We start from the raw sequence: 15,717 nt of genomic DNA on the forward strand, positions 1-15,717 counted from the left end.
ACAAACTTTATATTCCATAATTTTAGTGGCTTTATTTATGATTCTTCTCTAAGTATTTTTCAACTTCTAACTTCACGAAATAATTTCTTCCCAAAACCAAGGCAAGCATCACCGCCATCAAAGGAATGAAAAATCGGGTGCCTAATTCTTTTAAAAAATGTATGCTTCTTGCAAATAAACCACCTCGCTCCAAACCTTTGTAGGCTAAAATTGAATCGAGATTAAAATAGAATACCAAGATAAAAGCAATCAATATTAACGCTAAAAATATTTTATAGCTCGTTGATTTAAAAGCCTGATTAAAAACAATTAGACGTTGCTCATAAGGTATTTTACCCAATGCAGGAATTTGCTTGGTAAGCGTTTCGGTTCTTTGTTCGGGGTTTTTTGTAAGCATTGGAATAATAATTATCGTTTTGTATAATGCTACTGGTTATTTTATTGCTGTAAGTATCAAAAAGCTTTTTATTTCTTATAGTCATATCTACTTCTAAATCGCTAATAATTAGATATTTTATATCACTTATTTCTACTTTTAATATCTTCCAAGATGATGTCTGATAGTATGTGTTTAGCGTAAAAATCGTTCTCCGTTTTTGTATCTGAAAAAAAGTCGGTTAGCGCTATTTTTTCTTCTTCCAGCTTTTTTTTCATCTGTTGATTGATAACATAAACCTGATAAGTGGTAATTGGAATTACACCAACATCTCCAGGATTAGCGCCTCCATGTGCTAGGGCTATTCCTATTATTTTATCTTCGTTTTGCCAGTATAATTTAACTTCTTGCCCTACAATTGATTTTCTGCCTTCGTTTATAGCCAAATCTACAGGTGACCCATATTTTTTTGTGAGGTTGTTGATTGTGCTTTGAATTTCATCGTCATTTCCAAACTTTATTTATTGTTCTTATCGTAAAACTCAAAAAAATCTTTTAACCTAAAAACTTTATAGAGGAAGGAATAATCTTGATTAATTCTGCTGTAACTTTCCGTAGATGGTTCTTTGTCATCAATATTACCCTTTCCATTCGTTAAATCTGGAATAAATAATGCTGTAGAAACTTTAGGCGGATCGAGAAATGAATATATCTCTCTTCCTTCAATTTCATAAGGTTTAAATTTATCACGTAAATCTTTCTCAGTGTAGATGATCATATAGGTTACATACTTAGATTTTGTAGGATTTATCACTCCGTAAATAACAGGATCTATGTTTAAATCTTCATCGACGATGTTATGGGCTTCACAAGTGATTTTATGCTGTCCTAATTCTAAATTTACTTTGATAAATGTATTGGCCGGAATATTATAGTTTGTTCCATCAATCGTTACATCAATGGCTTGTGCAGTTGGGTTATCAATTAAAGTGCTTCCGTTAATTTTGGCTTTCAAGACGAGCTCATAATATCCATAAGCACTAAGAACTGCAATAAGAACGACAAAAAATAACAGGTGTTTTTTTGTGAATTTTTTAGAATTATCTGTTGGCGTATTCATTTTCTGTTTTTTTAATTGATTAATTTTATCCTTTAAACTGATATTTTGCATAAATATCAATGTCCTCAACTTTTCTTAACGATGGACCTTTGCTGTTGTAGATTTGCTTAGCTTCCACAATGATTTCCTCCAAATCAAAGCCTTGAATTGTTCTGCCCAGCAAAAATGAAATCGTATAATCTGACCAATTTTTTCCTTTGATGTTGGCAATTTCTGACGCCTTTTGCATGATGTCCCAAGTTTCTGTTTCGGTAAGATAACCCACCCAATAGCACCATTTTGCTAATGATACCGCTCTGCAAATATCCCATGCGTAGGCAGATTGTACTTGTGTTACCAAGCCTTTTTCAATTCCTAAACCGCTTGCAATTTCTTTTCTGATTTCATCTATTTCTTTAGAAGATTGCTGTAATAGCGGTTCAAATTCATTGCTTTTCTTTAAGGTTAACAAATCATGCAAAGTTTCTTTTGCGTCGGCTGGATTGGTAATTTCCCATTGTTGCGCTAAACCTCCAATAATTTGATCTAAGCTTTTTGTTGGTGTAATACCTAAAATTTTTTCGCCTCTGAAATAAAATAGAATTCCACCAAATGCAAGCAATCGTTTTTGGCTTTCAGTTAATGGCGAAGTAGGATTGTTGTTATTAAATTCATCCAAGTGTTTCTGATTTCTCTTTGCCATCATTGTTTTTAAGAAAATCATATAAGCAATAAATACAATTGCAATTGCGCCAATAATTAAATAAATGTTTGTGCTCATAAAGTTTAGATTTTTGTTTTTTAATTAATTAATTTTAACCAGTCTATTGAATAATACTTTATCAGCTAGCTGTGGATTTTACTCGTAAATATAACAATCAAAGAGTCGATATGCTAGGTCTAGTTTATATTCGCCAACTTTCGGTATAAATTCGTTGTATATTAATGCGTTTATGTACAACCAACTTCGTTAGAATACTCTTTAAAGTGGTAGCTTGATGTAGTTTTATTTCTTAGTCAAACTCCTTAAAAAATCCCAGCTTTCTTTATCATTTGGTGGTTGATAGTTTAACAACAGGCAATTAAAACTTAAAATTTGCAACTGTTTCAACATCAATTTCATTTTATCTTTTTCGGTTAATTTTTGATTGTTATCGAAAGCTACCGCATCTTTATAGCGAACTTCATCCAAAGCTTTAAACTTAATTTTATCCGATTCAGAAATTTGAAGGATAGGAGGTAGCGATTTGTATTCTTCCAAATTGAGTTCAGAAATAAGGAGAACACTCATGCTTTTGGTTAAGTTCTCTTTATTAGCTAAGAAGTTATTTATAGATGGAATAGTAACAAAACCAGTATCCAGAAAAAATTCAAGCTTTCTCGATTGTGGATTAACAGCCAATAAATAATAATTGCCCTGATTTGGCTTTTTATATTGCATTTTCTGGATGTCCACATAAAATACATTAGCGATTTTAGTGGGAAATATTTTCTCTTTTATGGTAGTTTCTAACCCTTTTTTAAACTCGCTAATCGTTATTTCATCATCATTCAATGCGATAGACATTAAAACATTATCCGTCCCACTAAAAGCTCGATAGACATTTTTGTCTTGTCCTGGCGGATGTTTAATCAATTGTTTTCGGATGACTATTTTTTTTGAAAATAACAACTCAATTTTTCCATTTTCGCTCGTTACCGTAATTTGGTTTGGCTCATAAACTGCAGTAATAATATCTTGTTTATTTTCTTTTTCATCTTTTTTGGTTACACTTTCTACAATTTTAATAGCTCTATTTTTATCGTCGAAAATGTATTTTGAAGTTCTGGTTTCTACGTAATTGTCGTTGATAAACACTTTAATCTCATGCAACTTTAAAAATCCTTTAGGATTGTAAACTGTTTTTATCTCTTTGTGCACTCCATAAGCTCCACCTTCAATGTAAGTTTCTGTCATGGTGGTATCCGTATAGGTGTAGTCGTACTTTTCTGTACTGTACTGGATAGGTTTTCTCCTATACGAGGTGGTATCTTCTGCCTCAATTTTAGCCCAATCTTTTCTATATGAAAAGTATGTTTTCAGTGGCGTAGTCTTGATGATCTTTCCATCTACAACTTCTTTTAGCGTATCTGCATTAGCAAAATCTAGGAATTTATTAGCCTTAAGAATTTTGTACGCATCTAAGGATAGATTTTCGCTTTTGGAAAACGACATCGGTGGAGCTATGGCTACTTGACCATATACATTGGCGGTGAATACACTTAAAAAGACAATGAATATAATTCTCATTTGTGGATTTAATTAGTTTTTACCTGCAGGCGTTTTTCAGTTTCTATGTGTCTGTTGTTACTTTGTCCCAATCTTGATTCATAAATTTTATAAGCCAATTTAATGAGTAATGTCTTTCGTAAACAACACTTTTGTCAAGTCCTCCTGGCGCAGTTTCGTTTTTTACTCTTGCATTTACACAAGCCCAGTCAAGTCGCAAAATTAAATCTGCTTGGTCAAGTATTTCTATTTTAGTTCTCAATTTTGAATTTTCTCTAAATTCTTTTTCTGTCCTTGAGAATAAGTGTTTTACATCATCAGCAACATTACACACTTCATTAGGATATTTTAAAGCCTCTATATAACCCAACGCCCACAACATTACGTGATAGCTTTCGGCTCTCCAATTTGCGTCTGTCATTTGTTGTTGAGTTGGATTGTCTGATAATGCAAATTCCTTTTCATTCGCTGTTAATTTAGCCATGACGTTATATTTTTTGTCAAAGTCAGCCAAGATTTTTTTGTCTGCATGCTCACTTTTAAGTTCTAAATAGCATAAAGCAATTGCTCGATCTACAACTTCGTCTTTTTTTCTAATTGTAACATTCTCTTCTGCGTCAACAAACAATGAGTTTGGATTTTTATAGATAGGAATGTTTTTTGATTTGCAGAAATCTTCCGATTTAGCCCGTCTTTCACTTTGATCTTTTGTTGCGGTAATATTGTCAACAGGTTTTGTAATAGGTGGAGTTTCTGAATTACCAGTAGTAGTGTTATTGGATTTATTCTGTCCACAACCAAAAAGTGTTGCTAAAAATCCCATAGTCATTATAATTGTTAGTTTTTTCATTTATGTCGGTCTATTAATGGTGTGGCTTGATATGCTAGCTGGTGACGTGTTTCGGGGATTTGTGTTCGGGCGTGTTTCGGAGCGCAAAAGCTGAATTTATTATTAAAGTTCAATTGAAAAACTGCCGTTGAGTTTTGTACTTGAGCCCGCCTGACTCAAAACCCTTGTGAACTGTAGACTTTATCGTTATACAAGTTTGTTTTTGTATTCGTCATATAATTCAGGATTGATAAGTTTGAAGTTTTTCTTTAAATCGCCTTGTTCGTAATCCGATGCTACAATCACAAAATCATCAGTTTTAATAAGGTCAAATTCAGAAATAATTTCCTTTATTTTTTTACAACACTCTACAATCATTTTTATCGTATTGTTTTCTTTATTGTTCAAAGAAGTTTCTTGATTGTATAATTTGAATAGATTTTGAGTTTCTACGTCTGGTTCGATTTCAATCATATGAGAATAATCTATTGGGTTCCAAATTATCCATTTGGATCCTTCGCCTTTTTCGTTTATCCATTCTTCACGGTCAGCTTGTGTTCCAAACCCAATTGAAGGTGGTATCATAACTTCGTGATAGTAATAAACATAAATACAATAAAGTTTTTCTTGCATGTTGCAATCTGAAATATTTTTCTTCAATAGCGACAAAATTTTTTCAAAAACAAGTTCAGTCAATTTTTTGTAGCTGATTTTTTTGTCAGGTTTATTGTAATGAAAATGTTCTTTTTCTTTTATGGATTGAAGTTCTCCAATTTCATTGAAAGCGTAGTCGAAAATTCTGTCAGGAACTTCTTTCTTATCATAAATACGTTGCATAAGTTTTGTTGAAAGTTTCCCATTCTGATAGTTATAAGAATATTTTATCCAACCATTTTTAACAACAATGTAACATGTATTTAGTCTTGAATTCTCATAGTTGAAAGATTTCACATTATCTATCTTTTTTTCAGGACTGTAATCGTATCTGTAGCTTTCTATTTTATCTTTTTCTCTTATATAGAAAGTTTCGTAAAATAATCCTTTTAGCCCTGTGAATTGCCTTTCAACAATAATTTCTTTATTTGCATCGATACCGTATTGATATTGATTTTCTTTTTTTATAGGTTCGGCTTTTTTTATTCTTCCTTTGGAAAACCGATTTTGCTCAAAATAAAATGGTTCGAGGTCAAAAATACTGTCAGTTGCCCAAAACCAACTTACAACATATTTTTCTATGCTTTTTTTTATTGTCTTGTAATTTTTCTGAGCTGTAGAAAATGTTTCTTTTAGTTGTTCAATATTTTTCATTAAGTCTTTAAATTTGTGTTGTCTGTTTGGTAAGCCTACAGCTAAATACAGGCTTTGCGTTAGTTATTTACTTTAGTGAGGCTTATTTTGTTGTTTAATTTTAGTCCTAGAAAAGGTAACCTTTTTATGAGTTAAATCTCCCTTTATTTTTTCAGATTGAGCTAAGCTATAACCATCTGTAATTATAGTTTTGATATCAAAATCTATAACGTCATCAAATTTGTTATTGAATCCTTGTCCACCTTTTAGATATTCATTTTTGATTGACAGAATATATTTATTCTTTGATTGCCTTAGACTAATCATTGCTTTCTTGATTGGTTTTGTCCTTTTAGCTTTCAAACCTTTATAGACCAAAACTACCTCATTTAACATTGGGTTGTAGGTATAAATCCCACCAACTGTTTCTGTAAAATACATGTCACCGGAATAATAAGTAGTGGCTTCAAACTTACCATTTTCGTAAAAATTGTAAACTGCACCGAAAATTACTGCCCCTCCAGAAATATCGCCTTTGATTTCCCAACATTCATTTGACAAAAAATCTTGCTTTTTATCTTGCGCTAACACATTTGTGAAACAAAAAATCAATAGTAAATATTTCATTTTTTATGGTTGGTGATGAGTAACTGATTGGTTATTTGAAATGTGCTAAAGATGAAAAATCTACAAAGTGCTTAATATTTGAAATAGAAATAAAAAAATGGAACCGACAATAAAAGTAGAGAAGCAATAAAAATAATGGCCGTATTTCTCAATTTTACTTCGTTATTTTTATGAAATTTATTGATTTCATAAATTAAAAACGACATAAATAAAATCACAAAAACTAAACTTAGTTTAATGAACATCTCACCTTCTGCCAGGAAACCAAATTTGGCGTTTAGCAATTCATCAGGTACTAAATAATGTGCGCCATTCCAGAATAGTATGATCACAACCACTAGAATGATGATCCTTATGATGAGGTATTTAAATATGTTCATTTCTGATGCTATTAAAAGTAAATCGTTACCTACATACTTTTGCTACTACCTTTAAAAGCAGTCGGATTGTAGACACGTTTAGTAGTCAAACTTTGCAACCGTATGGGTTCTTTATTCTTGTTGAAAAATATTTTAAATTTCTTAACAGCTTTGCTATCCGTTTCTGTCAGAATTAATAGATCATTTTTAACTTCGAATCTGTAAATAAGTGTTTTGGAAATGAAGCTAGGATTAGCCAAGACGCCATTTTCATCAGGCTTAATGGTGCTGTTAAAATCAAATGGTTCATCCTTAAAATTTTCTTCAATAGTGACCAAATCATATTCAAATTGTATGTTTTCTTTAAACACCTTATTTGCTGGTAAAAGCTTTTGATCTGTAGTAATTTGCCAAGAAAATGCTTTTCTGATGCCAAATAGGTAACTTTTTGTTTTAATTGGTGCATTTGCTTCTTGTTTCGAAGTTTTGCTTTTAACAACAGTTGGTTTTTTTTGCCCAAATGCTGAAACGCTTACAAACGTGAGGATGATGAATAGGTATCTCATAGTTTTTTACTTGAATATATTTTTGATGTTCAACATCGATTTTCTACTAATTTTTTTTTGAGTTTTTAAGAATCTGCGCCAGCCATAATTAACTGTTCTACAATTTCATTAAAACCTTTTTCAGATGCGTAATGTAAAGCAGATTGTTGGTCGTTGTCTTTCTCATTAACGGATGCACCGTTGCCAATCAAAATTTCTGTGATGTCATTACAACCACACATACTCGCCACAATTAATGGCGTTTCGCCTTCATTATTTTTTGCGTTCACATCCATTCCGTTTACAATTAGCAATTTAGTGATTTCTTTGTTTCCTCTGCCACACACAAAGTGAAGAACTGTGTTTCCATCCAATCGTCTCAACAACAAATCTGCGCCAGCATCGATTAACAATTGCGCAATTCTCAAATTATTTAACACGCAAGCCATAATCAATGGCGTTTCTCCTGCATCATTGAGTGTGTTTAAGTTGCTTGCTTTGGTTTTAATCAGCTCGTTCACAACTTCTGCTTCGTTATTGTAAACAGCTTGATGAAGTGGTGTATTGCCAAAACTATTTTTGTCTTCTGTTTCACCAACCAGTAATGCCACTGTGTCTCGCAAACCTCTACTTGTTGCGTAATCTAATGCGCTATGCCCGTCATTATCTTTAATGCTTTTATCTGCTCCGTTGATCAACAAGAATTTGGTAAACTCTGTCCGTCCTTCGGCTAGCGAATATATTAAAGGTGTTTTTCCATCTTTATCTGTGGCATTAATATCCGCTCCGTTTGTTAATAAAATAGCTACAATTTCCTTATTTCCACTTTGCGAAAGAATATGTAAAGGCGTTGTGCTGTGGTTATTTGCCAAATTTACATCGGCTCCGCCCTCCACTAAAATTTTAACAATATCTCTGGCGCCTTTCTGACTGGCGTAAAATAGTGGCGTATTGCCCATTGCATCACGTTTATCGAGATTTATACCGCCTTTTTTTAGTAAGGTTTGTACAATTCCTTTTTGATTATTTTTGCAGGCATTTAAAAAAATAGTATCCATTTGTTTTGTGTTTTATTATCGTTGTTGTTTTTTAGCTGTTTCTAATAATTCATTCAAGAAATTATCCATCTCCTCATCTGGTTCGTCCGAGAGGAAACTACTGTCATCATTCGGGAAATCTTCGGTCCAAATAATTGTTTCAGCCTTGATGTCTGGATTTTTAATTTCAGACATTAATTCTACAATATAACTTGTTTTATTTTCAGGATCGTAATCATCATCTTCATGGTCAAAAAGTTGCTTTACAATTACCCTATAAAAACCATTTTCAATATTTATTTTTTGGTCATTGTTTAGCTCTTCAGGCAATGTTGTGTTTTTAAATTGAAGAGAAGAAGTTAAATCAGTCCAAGTTATCAAATGCAAAGCATTATCAGTGATTTCAATGCTTTGCTCAAATTTCCTGAAAAAATCTTGTTTATTTTCTTTGTTAATTGAAAACTCAAATGTCCATTCTTCTCCGTAAGCGCAATCAAAAACAACTAAATTATCTTTATTCGTCTCCAATAAAAAAGTATTAAGCTGTTTCCAACTCCAATTGGTTTGGTTATTTAAAGTCTCGTTATATTTCTTTGTATTGGCAATGGCGATTATTGAACCATCTGCGATGATATTTATTTTTTGCGTACTCATCTTCCTTTTAAATTTAGATTACTGTCTTTCCAGCAACCAAGCTACCAAATTCTCATTGTCTTTTTCTACCGCATAATCTAACGCAGATTTTTCTGAATTATCTTTGGCGTTGACCAATATATCTCCGAATTGTTCTAATAATTCGCAATAGGTTTTAGCGGTAGATTTTTCTGCATTATTGGTTGCATAAATAAGTGCTGTTTTTCCATTTTTGTCGATTAAATCTGTTTTTGCACCTTGCTCTAATAGCATCAGTATTTCTTTTTCAGCTCTTGATAAATCAGCCAATCCTAAATACATTAAAGCAGAAATTCCGTCTCTATTGGTTTTGTTCACATCGGCATCCGAATAAATGGCTTCTTCAATTATCGACTTTGCAATGGTGTAATTATTATAAAGTTGTAAGTTGTCTGCGTTTTTAGCCGATAAATTGACTATTGTATTTTCTTCATCGTCTAAAAATGAATCAATATTAAAACCTGCGGTAACGAATGATTTTAAGATATTTGCAAAGACTTTTTTCTCAAACTGATCAAAACTTGTATTTACTGCTGATGAAGCCGTGTATAAGTACCTCAATGGGTGCCAAGATTGACTATCGACCAGCATTGAATCTGCCCCATTTTTTAATAATAAAGCTACACTTTCGAAATCGTGATGCACAACCGCAATGGAAAGTGGCAACATTTTATTGTAGTTGTTTCCTTCCTTGTCATATTCCTCATTCGGGTTTTCGCCAAGTTTAATCAAAGCTTCAATTGCCTCTAAATCTCTGTTAATGCAAGCCTGAAATAAATCTTGACCACCAGCTTTAAGATAGGAATCAGAAGTTTCGTCGTCAGTAAAATCGTAACCTTTAAGGTAGGCGCCCACTAATTTTGACTTCCTTTTAATGGCAAAATCAATTGCGGTTTCGCCATAATTATTTTTTTGATAAGGATCTAAACCTGCATCCATACAAGTTGAAATAAACGCGACGAAATCGCCCAACCTTGATGCTAACAATTGGCATCTTAAGCCAAGTTCTTCTTTTCGATTTACATCTCGGCGACTGTTAGGATCAAAATTAGAATCCTGATCAAAATTTTGCAGGTCGTTTTGAGCATAAGCTAAATCTGAAGCAATTTGACCTGAATTTTCTGCACAAATGTGCAACAAGGTATTGCCATCTCTATCAACCCAATCTATTTTTGCACCAACTTCTCGATAGGCTATGAGCATTTCATAATAGCCAGCTTTGGCACCAATCATCAAAGCCGTAAAGCCATCGCTATTTTTCCGTATCGGACTCACTTTATTAGCCAATAACCTTTTAGTGGTTTCGTAAATCTGTCCTTCAGCCATCATGTAAGAGCGTTCAAATTCTGCTTCGGCCATTAGATGCAATAACGAATTTTCGTACCGATCTTGCACACCCATCGCTCGCCAACCTTTTTCTATAAGCTCATCAATCATTTCGAAATTGGCGAATGCACAAACTTGCTTCCAAACTTCTAATTTTTCCTCGTCATTGAGTTCGCCCTCAGCAAGTAAGTTTCTATAACTTTGATTAATTTCTTCAATTGGCGTTTGTTGTTGGTAAGCGCTTTGTATTTCGTATAAATTCATGAGGTTTTTTTAAGAATTAATATTGTTTTTTTGCTATCGCTACTGCTTCAATTACATTTGTACATTTTTCCATTTCGGGTAATGAAGCCAAGCGAATCACTTCTTGCCAATTCTCTATTTTTACATTTGCATCTATCAATAACCTGCGAATTCTCAACTTAACTATGGCAGGGTTTATACTAAAAATCGTTTCTGTCAGCGCAAAAAGATGCGCATTAGTTTGATGTTCTACAACCCATAATTGCTCTGGGAAATTACTTGCTTGGTTAGCTAAACTAGAGGGTTTAGCTGTTTTTTGTAAAGCTTCGTTTAACATCACAATGGTTTTTACATATTCCTCTGCAAAGAAATGACAAAGCGCCATATTATAAAGCATAGCGCCACTTGGATTTTTTACAGCTGAAATTAGTTGTTTAAAAATGCCATACGCCAGCAACCATTGAGCCGAGTTTATGCACATAACTCCCTCCATAAACAGTTCGCTATCATTGGTTTGGCTATTAATTTTTTGGTCGATTAGCATAGATTTAAGGATTTACAGCCTGCCATTCCATGAATAATTTACCATTGTACAGTGCCATTTGTTGCTTGTCTTTTATGCCCTCTAATTTTGTCATGAGCTCATTTGATTGCAGGTTCCACGCCTCAAAATCTTTTTGAAGTAATGCAACAGCCGTCGTATCTTTTGCTTGATTGGCTTGTTTATATTTGACTAACAGCGTTTCAAAATTATCAAAATGCTTGTCGTATTGTGCGTCACCAAATTCAGGTCGTTCCATCGTTTTCATATCTTCCATTACTTTTGAGTGACGTTCATCAGAATCTTTAATCAAATCATCAGAAGTTGTTTTTTTACTGCCTGTAAGCAATAAAATGGAGAAGAAACCCACTAAAAAAACGCCGGTAATGGCACCCAATGTAATTACCTTGCCTCCGTGATTTTTCCACCTCGCAAACCCAAAGTAGATTAGCGCTAAACCCAAAACAATCATGGCTACAGCCAAACCCTTGTTGCCCAATGTTGTATAAACCGGATAAAGGATGCGAGGAATGTTGTAACTAGATTGTTCTTTAAAATACAAAGTACCTTGACTAAATATTCCGACTCCGATAAGCGTCATCGCACAGGCTTTAACTTTTTCGGCAACTGTTAATGTTTTATTTTTTTCCATTGTATATCTCGTTTAAGAAGATGAATTTAAGGTTTTCAAACGTAGAATTTGTCGAAAGTTTTTATCCGTAAACAATTAGTCTTTATTCGTTAGACCCTAAAAAATATTCGTTTAGTGGATTTGTAAATTAACTATCAAATAAAGCATCATTAAATTTCATCCAACTTTTTATTCCAGCTTTTTAAAGCTTGCTGTAATTTTAACAAAAAATAATCCAGTCGATCTTCGCCATCCGTATTTTCTAACTTATAATTCATGAAGTGAATTACACTTTTTACCTGTGTGGAATTGAGAAGCGAAAACCTTATGAGTTGGTATTCATTTTCTGGTTCATAGCATAAGGTAAATAACACATCTGGGGCTTAAACTTTTTTTTCTTTATAATCTCTTCCTCCAAAATATCAAAAATCAAAAATTTTGGGAGATGAAATCTCATTCCTTTTGCATCAAAAAAAGAGAGTGAACTTTCGCAGTAACTAAGGTCTTCGTAAGGAAGAAGTTTCCAATTATCTTTTTCGTCTTTAGCTCTTAGCGTTACAATTTCTTCTTCGCTCGCATAATCATCAATCCCTTGTGCCTGCCAAAGCCCAATTCCATCTTCTAATTTAACGTCTGCAAAAGCGAGTTGTATTTGGGTAACTAAATCTTCTTTTATCATTGAAAAAAGCTTTGTAATGTTTAAAAATCAAGTTTAAAAAACCAATATATCCATATCATAGTTAAAAGTTTTAAACTTCAATAATTAACCGAATTTTTAAAACGATATTGGCAATAATTATTCTGCAGATTTTATCTTGATAATTAAACCACCTCCTAAAAAATCCCTTAATACTCCTTCAGAATTATCTCTAACATATAAATAGTCTTTAAAACTTCCTTCCCTTTCTTTTCCATTACTTAAATAGTAACTAAAAAAATGGCTTGGACTAAATTCGAAATCATTTTTTTCTATTTTACAACTATAAAAATTCATTCCGCTATTTGAAGCATAATAAATTCCTATCCACCTTGCACCAAAAATGCGACAAATCGTCTCTCCTAAATAAGCGGTCAATTCCGCTACTAATTTTCCAGTTTCGATCCGACCTTTTGGAATTTCGTTTTTCAAAATTTTGTCTATTTCATTTTCCAAACTTTCTAAACTGAAATCCAATTTGAACCCTTTCCTCAAATACTTTTCACTTACTTTTTCAGCAATTTGTTTTGGGTTATCTCCTTCATTTAACTTTTTCATAATAGTTGCTAAATTATAATTCCATCTTCCAATTCAGATTCTGCAAAAGCAAGTTGTATTTTGATAATCAAAGCTTATTTTGTTATTTTGAGGAATGTTTTTTCTTAAGCTTATAATTCTTAACTACCTACATATCCATATCGTAAGTAAATGTTCTCCATCTCAATAGTTGTAGTTCATTTTTATCTTTTTGTTTAGCAAAGAAAAAATAATGGTAATAATCTATAAATTTCGGAACGCTTCCTTTTTCCCATATTCCGGACAAAGCAGGAAAGTTAATCATTGCGTTTTTTTTGCCAGTTGATATATCATATTTTAATCCAAGGGTTGCCATTTTGCCATTGTCTGTAAAAACCAATTTGCAACTATCTATTGGAGGTAAGTTCAGTTTGTTTTTAAAAAAACGTTCTCTTTCTTTAAATACCCATTCTTTTTCCATGTTACGCAATTGTGCAGATTGATATTCTGCTACCTCAATTTTCTTTACAAAAGCCTTCGCATTTTTATCATTTACAGCATAAAGAATTGATTGATAGCGAGCATACAAACTATCTAATAAATCGGGTTGTTTTCTCAAATCGACATATGCTTCTTCCTTAAAAAAATGATAAGCTGGCTTTGCCTCAAATTCTATCTCCTTCACATAATATCCTTTTTTGAAATCTCCATCCTTCAAGTCTGAGTACAAGAGTCGAAATGTTATAGCATTATCATCGTCAAAGCCTTTTTTAAGATTAATGCTTAAAATTTGATCTTCTGGTTTAGGTGCAAAGTTTTCAAGTGTGACTGCATTTAAATCTAAAATTATTTTTAATTTTTGAGTTCCTACTTTTTCTATTCCTAAATCCAATACAGTTGCTCCAACCCACGGCAAGACTGGATGAATTGGGAATCCATTAATGAAAATCTCTGCCTGATAGGAATTGCTTAAATGCACAGTGTAGTTGCTGTTTTTTTTATTGTAAACAAGTTTATTGGTTAAGCCCACTTCTTCTTTAATTTGGCCTTTACTACAACTTGTAAAAAATAGAACCGCTATTAAAATTGGTAAATATCTCATGGTTAAATTTATTTTTTCGATACATTTTTATTGTAAAGTCCAATACATTTCTCTTGATAATCAAAGTTGATAGCATCGCTAAAAGTTTCTAAATAGGTTTTCGGAAAAATCATCTCCGCATTAATAAATTTCTCCACCACTTTGCCCTTCATCTCTGTTTCAACCACACCCACGTATTTATTGGTCAGTAAATTCACGGTCGATTTATACAGGTTTTGGTTAGGATCATCTCTCCCCAACATGTCATCGCTTCTGCGCATTTGCACCAACTGCATTTTCTTAGCCGTTTTATTGTATTCAAAAACATTGATCCAGCCCGAGCGGTCGTAATCGTTCCAAAACTCAAACCCTTTTTTGGTTTCCACTAAAGTATTCCCGAAATTTAGGTGTGTTATTTCTTTACTTTCTACTCGCTTGTATTTTTGTGTAGATAGCCAAACCATCAGCATGTCTTTCTTGCTATCTATAAATACGCTGTCTTTTTTTCCATCACCGTCAAAATCTTTTACAATTTTACGCGTGGTTTGGGCAGATGCTAGATTTACCAATAGTAGGAGCAGGAAGAGGCAATAATATTTCATTTTTTGTTTGTTTATTAATTATTTGGGCGCCTGCCTGCCGGCCGGCAGGTTCCCCAATCCCGATAGCTATCGGGAGGGCTATTCATTACAATCTTTTTATGCTCGTTCCTCGCAAAAAAAAGGATTTTCATTGCCATCCCTAATGCAAAAAATCAAGGTTCAAAAATCAATCAATTCGATTAAAAGTATAAGTCCGGGTTTGTTTATTTGTACCTGAATAATTTACTTTGTAGGTAACATAAAAAATGGTGTTTTTTGTTCGTATCAGTAATGGATATTTCTCTTTTCTAAAGTCAATTTTAGTTAACCCTTTTTTGTCTTTGTAATTTAACCGATAATAAGTTAACGGAACTGGCCCATACTCTAAAACCACTATCGGAGAATTTTCGGCTCCGCCAACACCCGCGTTTGACCCAATCGTAACTTCATCAAAGGCTTCTAAATCGGCATCTGTTTTAGTTGCAAATGCACCCTGAACCCAAGGCGTGAACAAAGTATCAACGTCTTTGACATTAACATCAGCAATTGTTTTGAATTCACTGTAATTGGTTTTTGCTTCGTATTTTCGTTTTCCAATAGTTAGATTCTTTTTGTCATCCAAATCGAAATTAAAACTAAAATCTTTATCTGTCCATCTATTATGTTTTGTTTTATTTCCTTCAATTTCCAATAAGTCAACCGTATAATTTTCACCTCCGTATGGATAATCAGGATGGTCTGAATTGGTATAAAAAGTAATAAAATAAACAGCGGAATCTTTAACCAAATACCTAAAATAATATTTGTTGTTTAGGTTTTCAGCTTCCTGATTTAGCTCCAAACTAATTTCTGCAATTTGCTTAGCATTAAATACATCATCCTTAAACATTGGAAAATTAGGGATTTCTGGATATTTATCTTTCTCTTTTACCACATTATCACACGAAATAGTGGCTATTGATATGAGCAGTAAGAGGAAGACTTTTATTCGCATAGCTCAA

General features: G+C 32.9%; 20 protein-coding genes. All 20 read right to left on the reverse strand.

Features of this window, described 5'->3' with window-relative positions; genetic code table 11:
* Nucleotides 1-31 precede the first annotated feature (31 nt).
* The 20 genes from EZJ43_RS07790 to EZJ43_RS07885 all read right to left on the reverse strand — a co-directional run bounded on the left by EZJ43_RS07790 (nucleotide 32) and on the right by EZJ43_RS07885 (nucleotide 15,710).
* Nucleotides 32-397: a hypothetical protein gene (locus EZJ43_RS07790; RefSeq protein WP_133262140.1), complete on the reverse strand. Its 366-nt coding sequence runs from the start codon at nucleotides 395-397 to the stop codon at nucleotides 32-34.
* Nucleotides 398-519: 122 nt separating this feature from the next.
* Nucleotides 520-822: a hypothetical protein gene (locus EZJ43_RS07795; RefSeq protein WP_133262141.1), complete on the reverse strand. Its 303-nt coding sequence runs from the start codon at nucleotides 820-822 to the stop codon at nucleotides 520-522.
* Between the two features lie 71 nt (nucleotides 823-893).
* Nucleotides 894-1,496: a hypothetical protein gene (locus tag EZJ43_RS07800; protein WP_133262142.1), complete on the reverse strand. Its 603-nt coding sequence runs from the start codon at nucleotides 1,494-1,496 to the stop codon at nucleotides 894-896.
* Between the two features lie 25 nt (nucleotides 1,497-1,521).
* Nucleotides 1,522-2,256: a DUF1266 domain-containing protein gene (locus tag EZJ43_RS07805; RefSeq protein ID WP_133262143.1), complete on the reverse strand. Its 735-nt coding sequence runs from the start codon at nucleotides 2,254-2,256 to the stop codon at nucleotides 1,522-1,524.
* Nucleotides 2,257-2,481: 225 nt separating this feature from the next.
* Nucleotides 2,482-3,765: a hypothetical protein gene (locus EZJ43_RS07810; protein WP_133262144.1), complete on the reverse strand. Its 1,284-nt coding sequence runs from the start codon at nucleotides 3,763-3,765 to the stop codon at nucleotides 2,482-2,484.
* Nucleotides 3,766-3,808: 43 nt separating this feature from the next.
* A complete protein-coding gene (locus tag EZJ43_RS07815; protein ID WP_133262145.1) occupies nucleotides 3,809-4,594 on the reverse strand; it encodes a DUF4272 domain-containing protein in 786 nt (261 codons plus the stop codon).
* 186 nt (nucleotides 4,595-4,780) lie between these two features.
* Nucleotides 4,781-5,881, reverse strand: a complete 1,101-nt coding sequence (locus tag EZJ43_RS07820; protein ID WP_133262146.1) for a hypothetical protein — start codon at nucleotides 5,879-5,881, stop codon at nucleotides 4,781-4,783.
* Nucleotides 5,882-5,953: 72 nt separating this feature from the next.
* On the reverse strand, nucleotides 5,954-6,487 hold the full coding sequence (locus tag EZJ43_RS07825; RefSeq protein ID WP_133262147.1) for a hypothetical protein: 534 nt from the start codon (nucleotides 6,485-6,487) through the stop codon (nucleotides 5,954-5,956).
* A 71-nt stretch (nucleotides 6,488-6,558) separates the two neighbouring features.
* A complete protein-coding gene (locus EZJ43_RS07830) occupies nucleotides 6,559-6,867 on the reverse strand; it encodes a hypothetical protein (protein WP_133262148.1) in 309 nt (102 codons plus the stop codon).
* Between the two features lie 29 nt (nucleotides 6,868-6,896).
* Complete coding sequence (locus tag EZJ43_RS07835; protein WP_133262149.1) at nucleotides 6,897-7,412, reverse strand: hypothetical protein; 516 nt, start codon at nucleotides 7,410-7,412, stop codon at nucleotides 6,897-6,899.
* Between the two features lie 65 nt (nucleotides 7,413-7,477).
* On the reverse strand, nucleotides 7,478-8,449 hold the full coding sequence (locus EZJ43_RS07840; RefSeq protein WP_133262150.1) for an ankyrin repeat domain-containing protein: 972 nt from the start codon (nucleotides 8,447-8,449) through the stop codon (nucleotides 7,478-7,480).
* Between the two features lie 15 nt (nucleotides 8,450-8,464).
* Nucleotides 8,465-9,082, reverse strand: a complete 618-nt coding sequence (locus EZJ43_RS07845; RefSeq protein WP_133262151.1) for a hypothetical protein — start codon at nucleotides 9,080-9,082, stop codon at nucleotides 8,465-8,467.
* 18 nt (nucleotides 9,083-9,100) lie between these two features.
* Complete coding sequence (locus tag EZJ43_RS07850) at nucleotides 9,101-10,690, reverse strand: ankyrin repeat domain-containing protein (protein WP_133262152.1); 1,590 nt, start codon at nucleotides 10,688-10,690, stop codon at nucleotides 9,101-9,103.
* 16 nt (nucleotides 10,691-10,706) lie between these two features.
* A complete protein-coding gene (locus EZJ43_RS07855; RefSeq protein WP_133262153.1) occupies nucleotides 10,707-11,213 on the reverse strand; it encodes a hypothetical protein in 507 nt (168 codons plus the stop codon).
* Between the two features lie 4 nt (nucleotides 11,214-11,217).
* Entirely contained in the window at nucleotides 11,218-11,862 is a 645-nt protein-coding gene (locus EZJ43_RS07860; protein ID WP_133262154.1) for a hypothetical protein, read from the reverse strand.
* Nucleotides 11,863-12,166: 304 nt separating this feature from the next.
* A complete protein-coding gene (locus EZJ43_RS07865) occupies nucleotides 12,167-12,520 on the reverse strand; it encodes a DUF6714 family protein (RefSeq protein WP_133262155.1) in 354 nt (117 codons plus the stop codon).
* A 117-nt stretch (nucleotides 12,521-12,637) separates the two neighbouring features.
* Nucleotides 12,638-13,096: a hypothetical protein gene (locus EZJ43_RS07870; protein ID WP_133262156.1), complete on the reverse strand. Its 459-nt coding sequence runs from the start codon at nucleotides 13,094-13,096 to the stop codon at nucleotides 12,638-12,640.
* 127 nt (nucleotides 13,097-13,223) lie between these two features.
* Nucleotides 13,224-14,156 (reverse strand): hypothetical protein, encoded by a 933-nt coding sequence (locus tag EZJ43_RS07875; protein WP_133262157.1) that lies wholly within the window; start codon nucleotides 14,154-14,156, stop codon nucleotides 13,224-13,226.
* Nucleotides 14,157-14,164: 8 nt separating this feature from the next.
* Complete coding sequence (locus tag EZJ43_RS07880) at nucleotides 14,165-14,737, reverse strand: hypothetical protein (protein WP_133262158.1); 573 nt, start codon at nucleotides 14,735-14,737, stop codon at nucleotides 14,165-14,167.
* 166 nt (nucleotides 14,738-14,903) lie between these two features.
* Entirely contained in the window at nucleotides 14,904-15,710 is an 807-nt protein-coding gene (locus tag EZJ43_RS07885) for a hypothetical protein (protein WP_133262159.1), read from the reverse strand.
* Nucleotides 15,711-15,717: the final 7 nt, after the last annotated feature.

Source organism: Pedobacter changchengzhani (assembly GCF_004354365.1).
GTDB lineage: Bacteria > Bacteroidota > Bacteroidia > Sphingobacteriales > Sphingobacteriaceae > Pedobacter > Pedobacter changchengzhani.

What these genes read in the sequence shown, in the direction of transcription:
- EZJ43_RS07790 (WP_133262140.1), bottom strand. Translation starts at nt 397, where the DNA reads ATGCTTACAAAAAACCCCGAACAAAGAACCGAAACGCTTACCAAGCAA.
- EZJ43_RS07800 (WP_133262142.1), bottom strand. Translation starts at nt 1,496, where the DNA reads ATGAATACGCCAACAGATAATTCTAAAAAATTCACAAAAAAACACCTG.
- EZJ43_RS07805 (WP_133262143.1), bottom strand. Translation starts at nt 2,256, where the DNA reads ATGAGCACAAACATTTATTTAATTATTGGCGCAATTGCAATTGTATTT.
- EZJ43_RS07810 (WP_133262144.1), bottom strand. Translation starts at nt 3,765, where the DNA reads ATGAGAATTATATTCATTGTCTTTTTAAGTGTATTCACCGCCAATGTA.
- EZJ43_RS07815 (WP_133262145.1), bottom strand. Translation starts at nt 4,594, where the DNA reads ATGAAAAAACTAACAATTATAATGACTATGGGATTTTTAGCAACACTT.
- EZJ43_RS07820 (WP_133262146.1), bottom strand. Translation starts at nt 5,881, where the DNA reads ATGAAAAATATTGAACAACTAAAAGAAACATTTTCTACAGCTCAGAAA.
- EZJ43_RS07825 (WP_133262147.1), bottom strand. Translation starts at nt 6,487, where the DNA reads ATGAAATATTTACTATTGATTTTTTGTTTCACAAATGTGTTAGCGCAA.
- EZJ43_RS07830 (WP_133262148.1), bottom strand. Translation starts at nt 6,867, where the DNA reads ATGAACATATTTAAATACCTCATCATAAGGATCATCATTCTAGTGGTT.
- EZJ43_RS07835 (WP_133262149.1), bottom strand. Translation starts at nt 7,412, where the DNA reads ATGAGATACCTATTCATCATCCTCACGTTTGTAAGCGTTTCAGCATTT.
- EZJ43_RS07840 (WP_133262150.1), bottom strand. Translation starts at nt 8,449, where the DNA reads ATGGATACTATTTTTTTAAATGCCTGCAAAAATAATCAAAAAGGAATT.
- EZJ43_RS07845 (WP_133262151.1), bottom strand. Translation starts at nt 9,082, where the DNA reads ATGAGTACGCAAAAAATAAATATCATCGCAGATGGTTCAATAATCGCC.
- EZJ43_RS07850 (WP_133262152.1), bottom strand. Translation starts at nt 10,690, where the DNA reads ATGAATTTATACGAAATACAAAGCGCTTACCAACAACAAACGCCAATT.
- EZJ43_RS07855 (WP_133262153.1), bottom strand. Translation starts at nt 11,213, where the DNA reads ATGCTAATCGACCAAAAAATTAATAGCCAAACCAATGATAGCGAACTG.
- EZJ43_RS07860 (WP_133262154.1), bottom strand. Translation starts at nt 11,862, where the DNA reads ATGGAAAAAAATAAAACATTAACAGTTGCCGAAAAAGTTAAAGCCTGT.
- EZJ43_RS07865 (WP_133262155.1), bottom strand. Translation starts at nt 12,520, where the DNA reads ATGATAAAAGAAGATTTAGTTACCCAAATACAACTCGCTTTTGCAGAC.
- EZJ43_RS07870 (WP_133262156.1), bottom strand. Translation starts at nt 13,096, where the DNA reads ATGAAAAAGTTAAATGAAGGAGATAACCCAAAACAAATTGCTGAAAAA.
- EZJ43_RS07875 (WP_133262157.1), bottom strand. Translation starts at nt 14,156, where the DNA reads ATGAGATATTTACCAATTTTAATAGCGGTTCTATTTTTTACAAGTTGT.
- EZJ43_RS07880 (WP_133262158.1), bottom strand. Translation starts at nt 14,737, where the DNA reads ATGAAATATTATTGCCTCTTCCTGCTCCTACTATTGGTAAATCTAGCA.
- EZJ43_RS07885 (WP_133262159.1), bottom strand. Translation starts at nt 15,710, where the DNA reads ATGCGAATAAAAGTCTTCCTCTTACTGCTCATATCAATAGCCACTATT.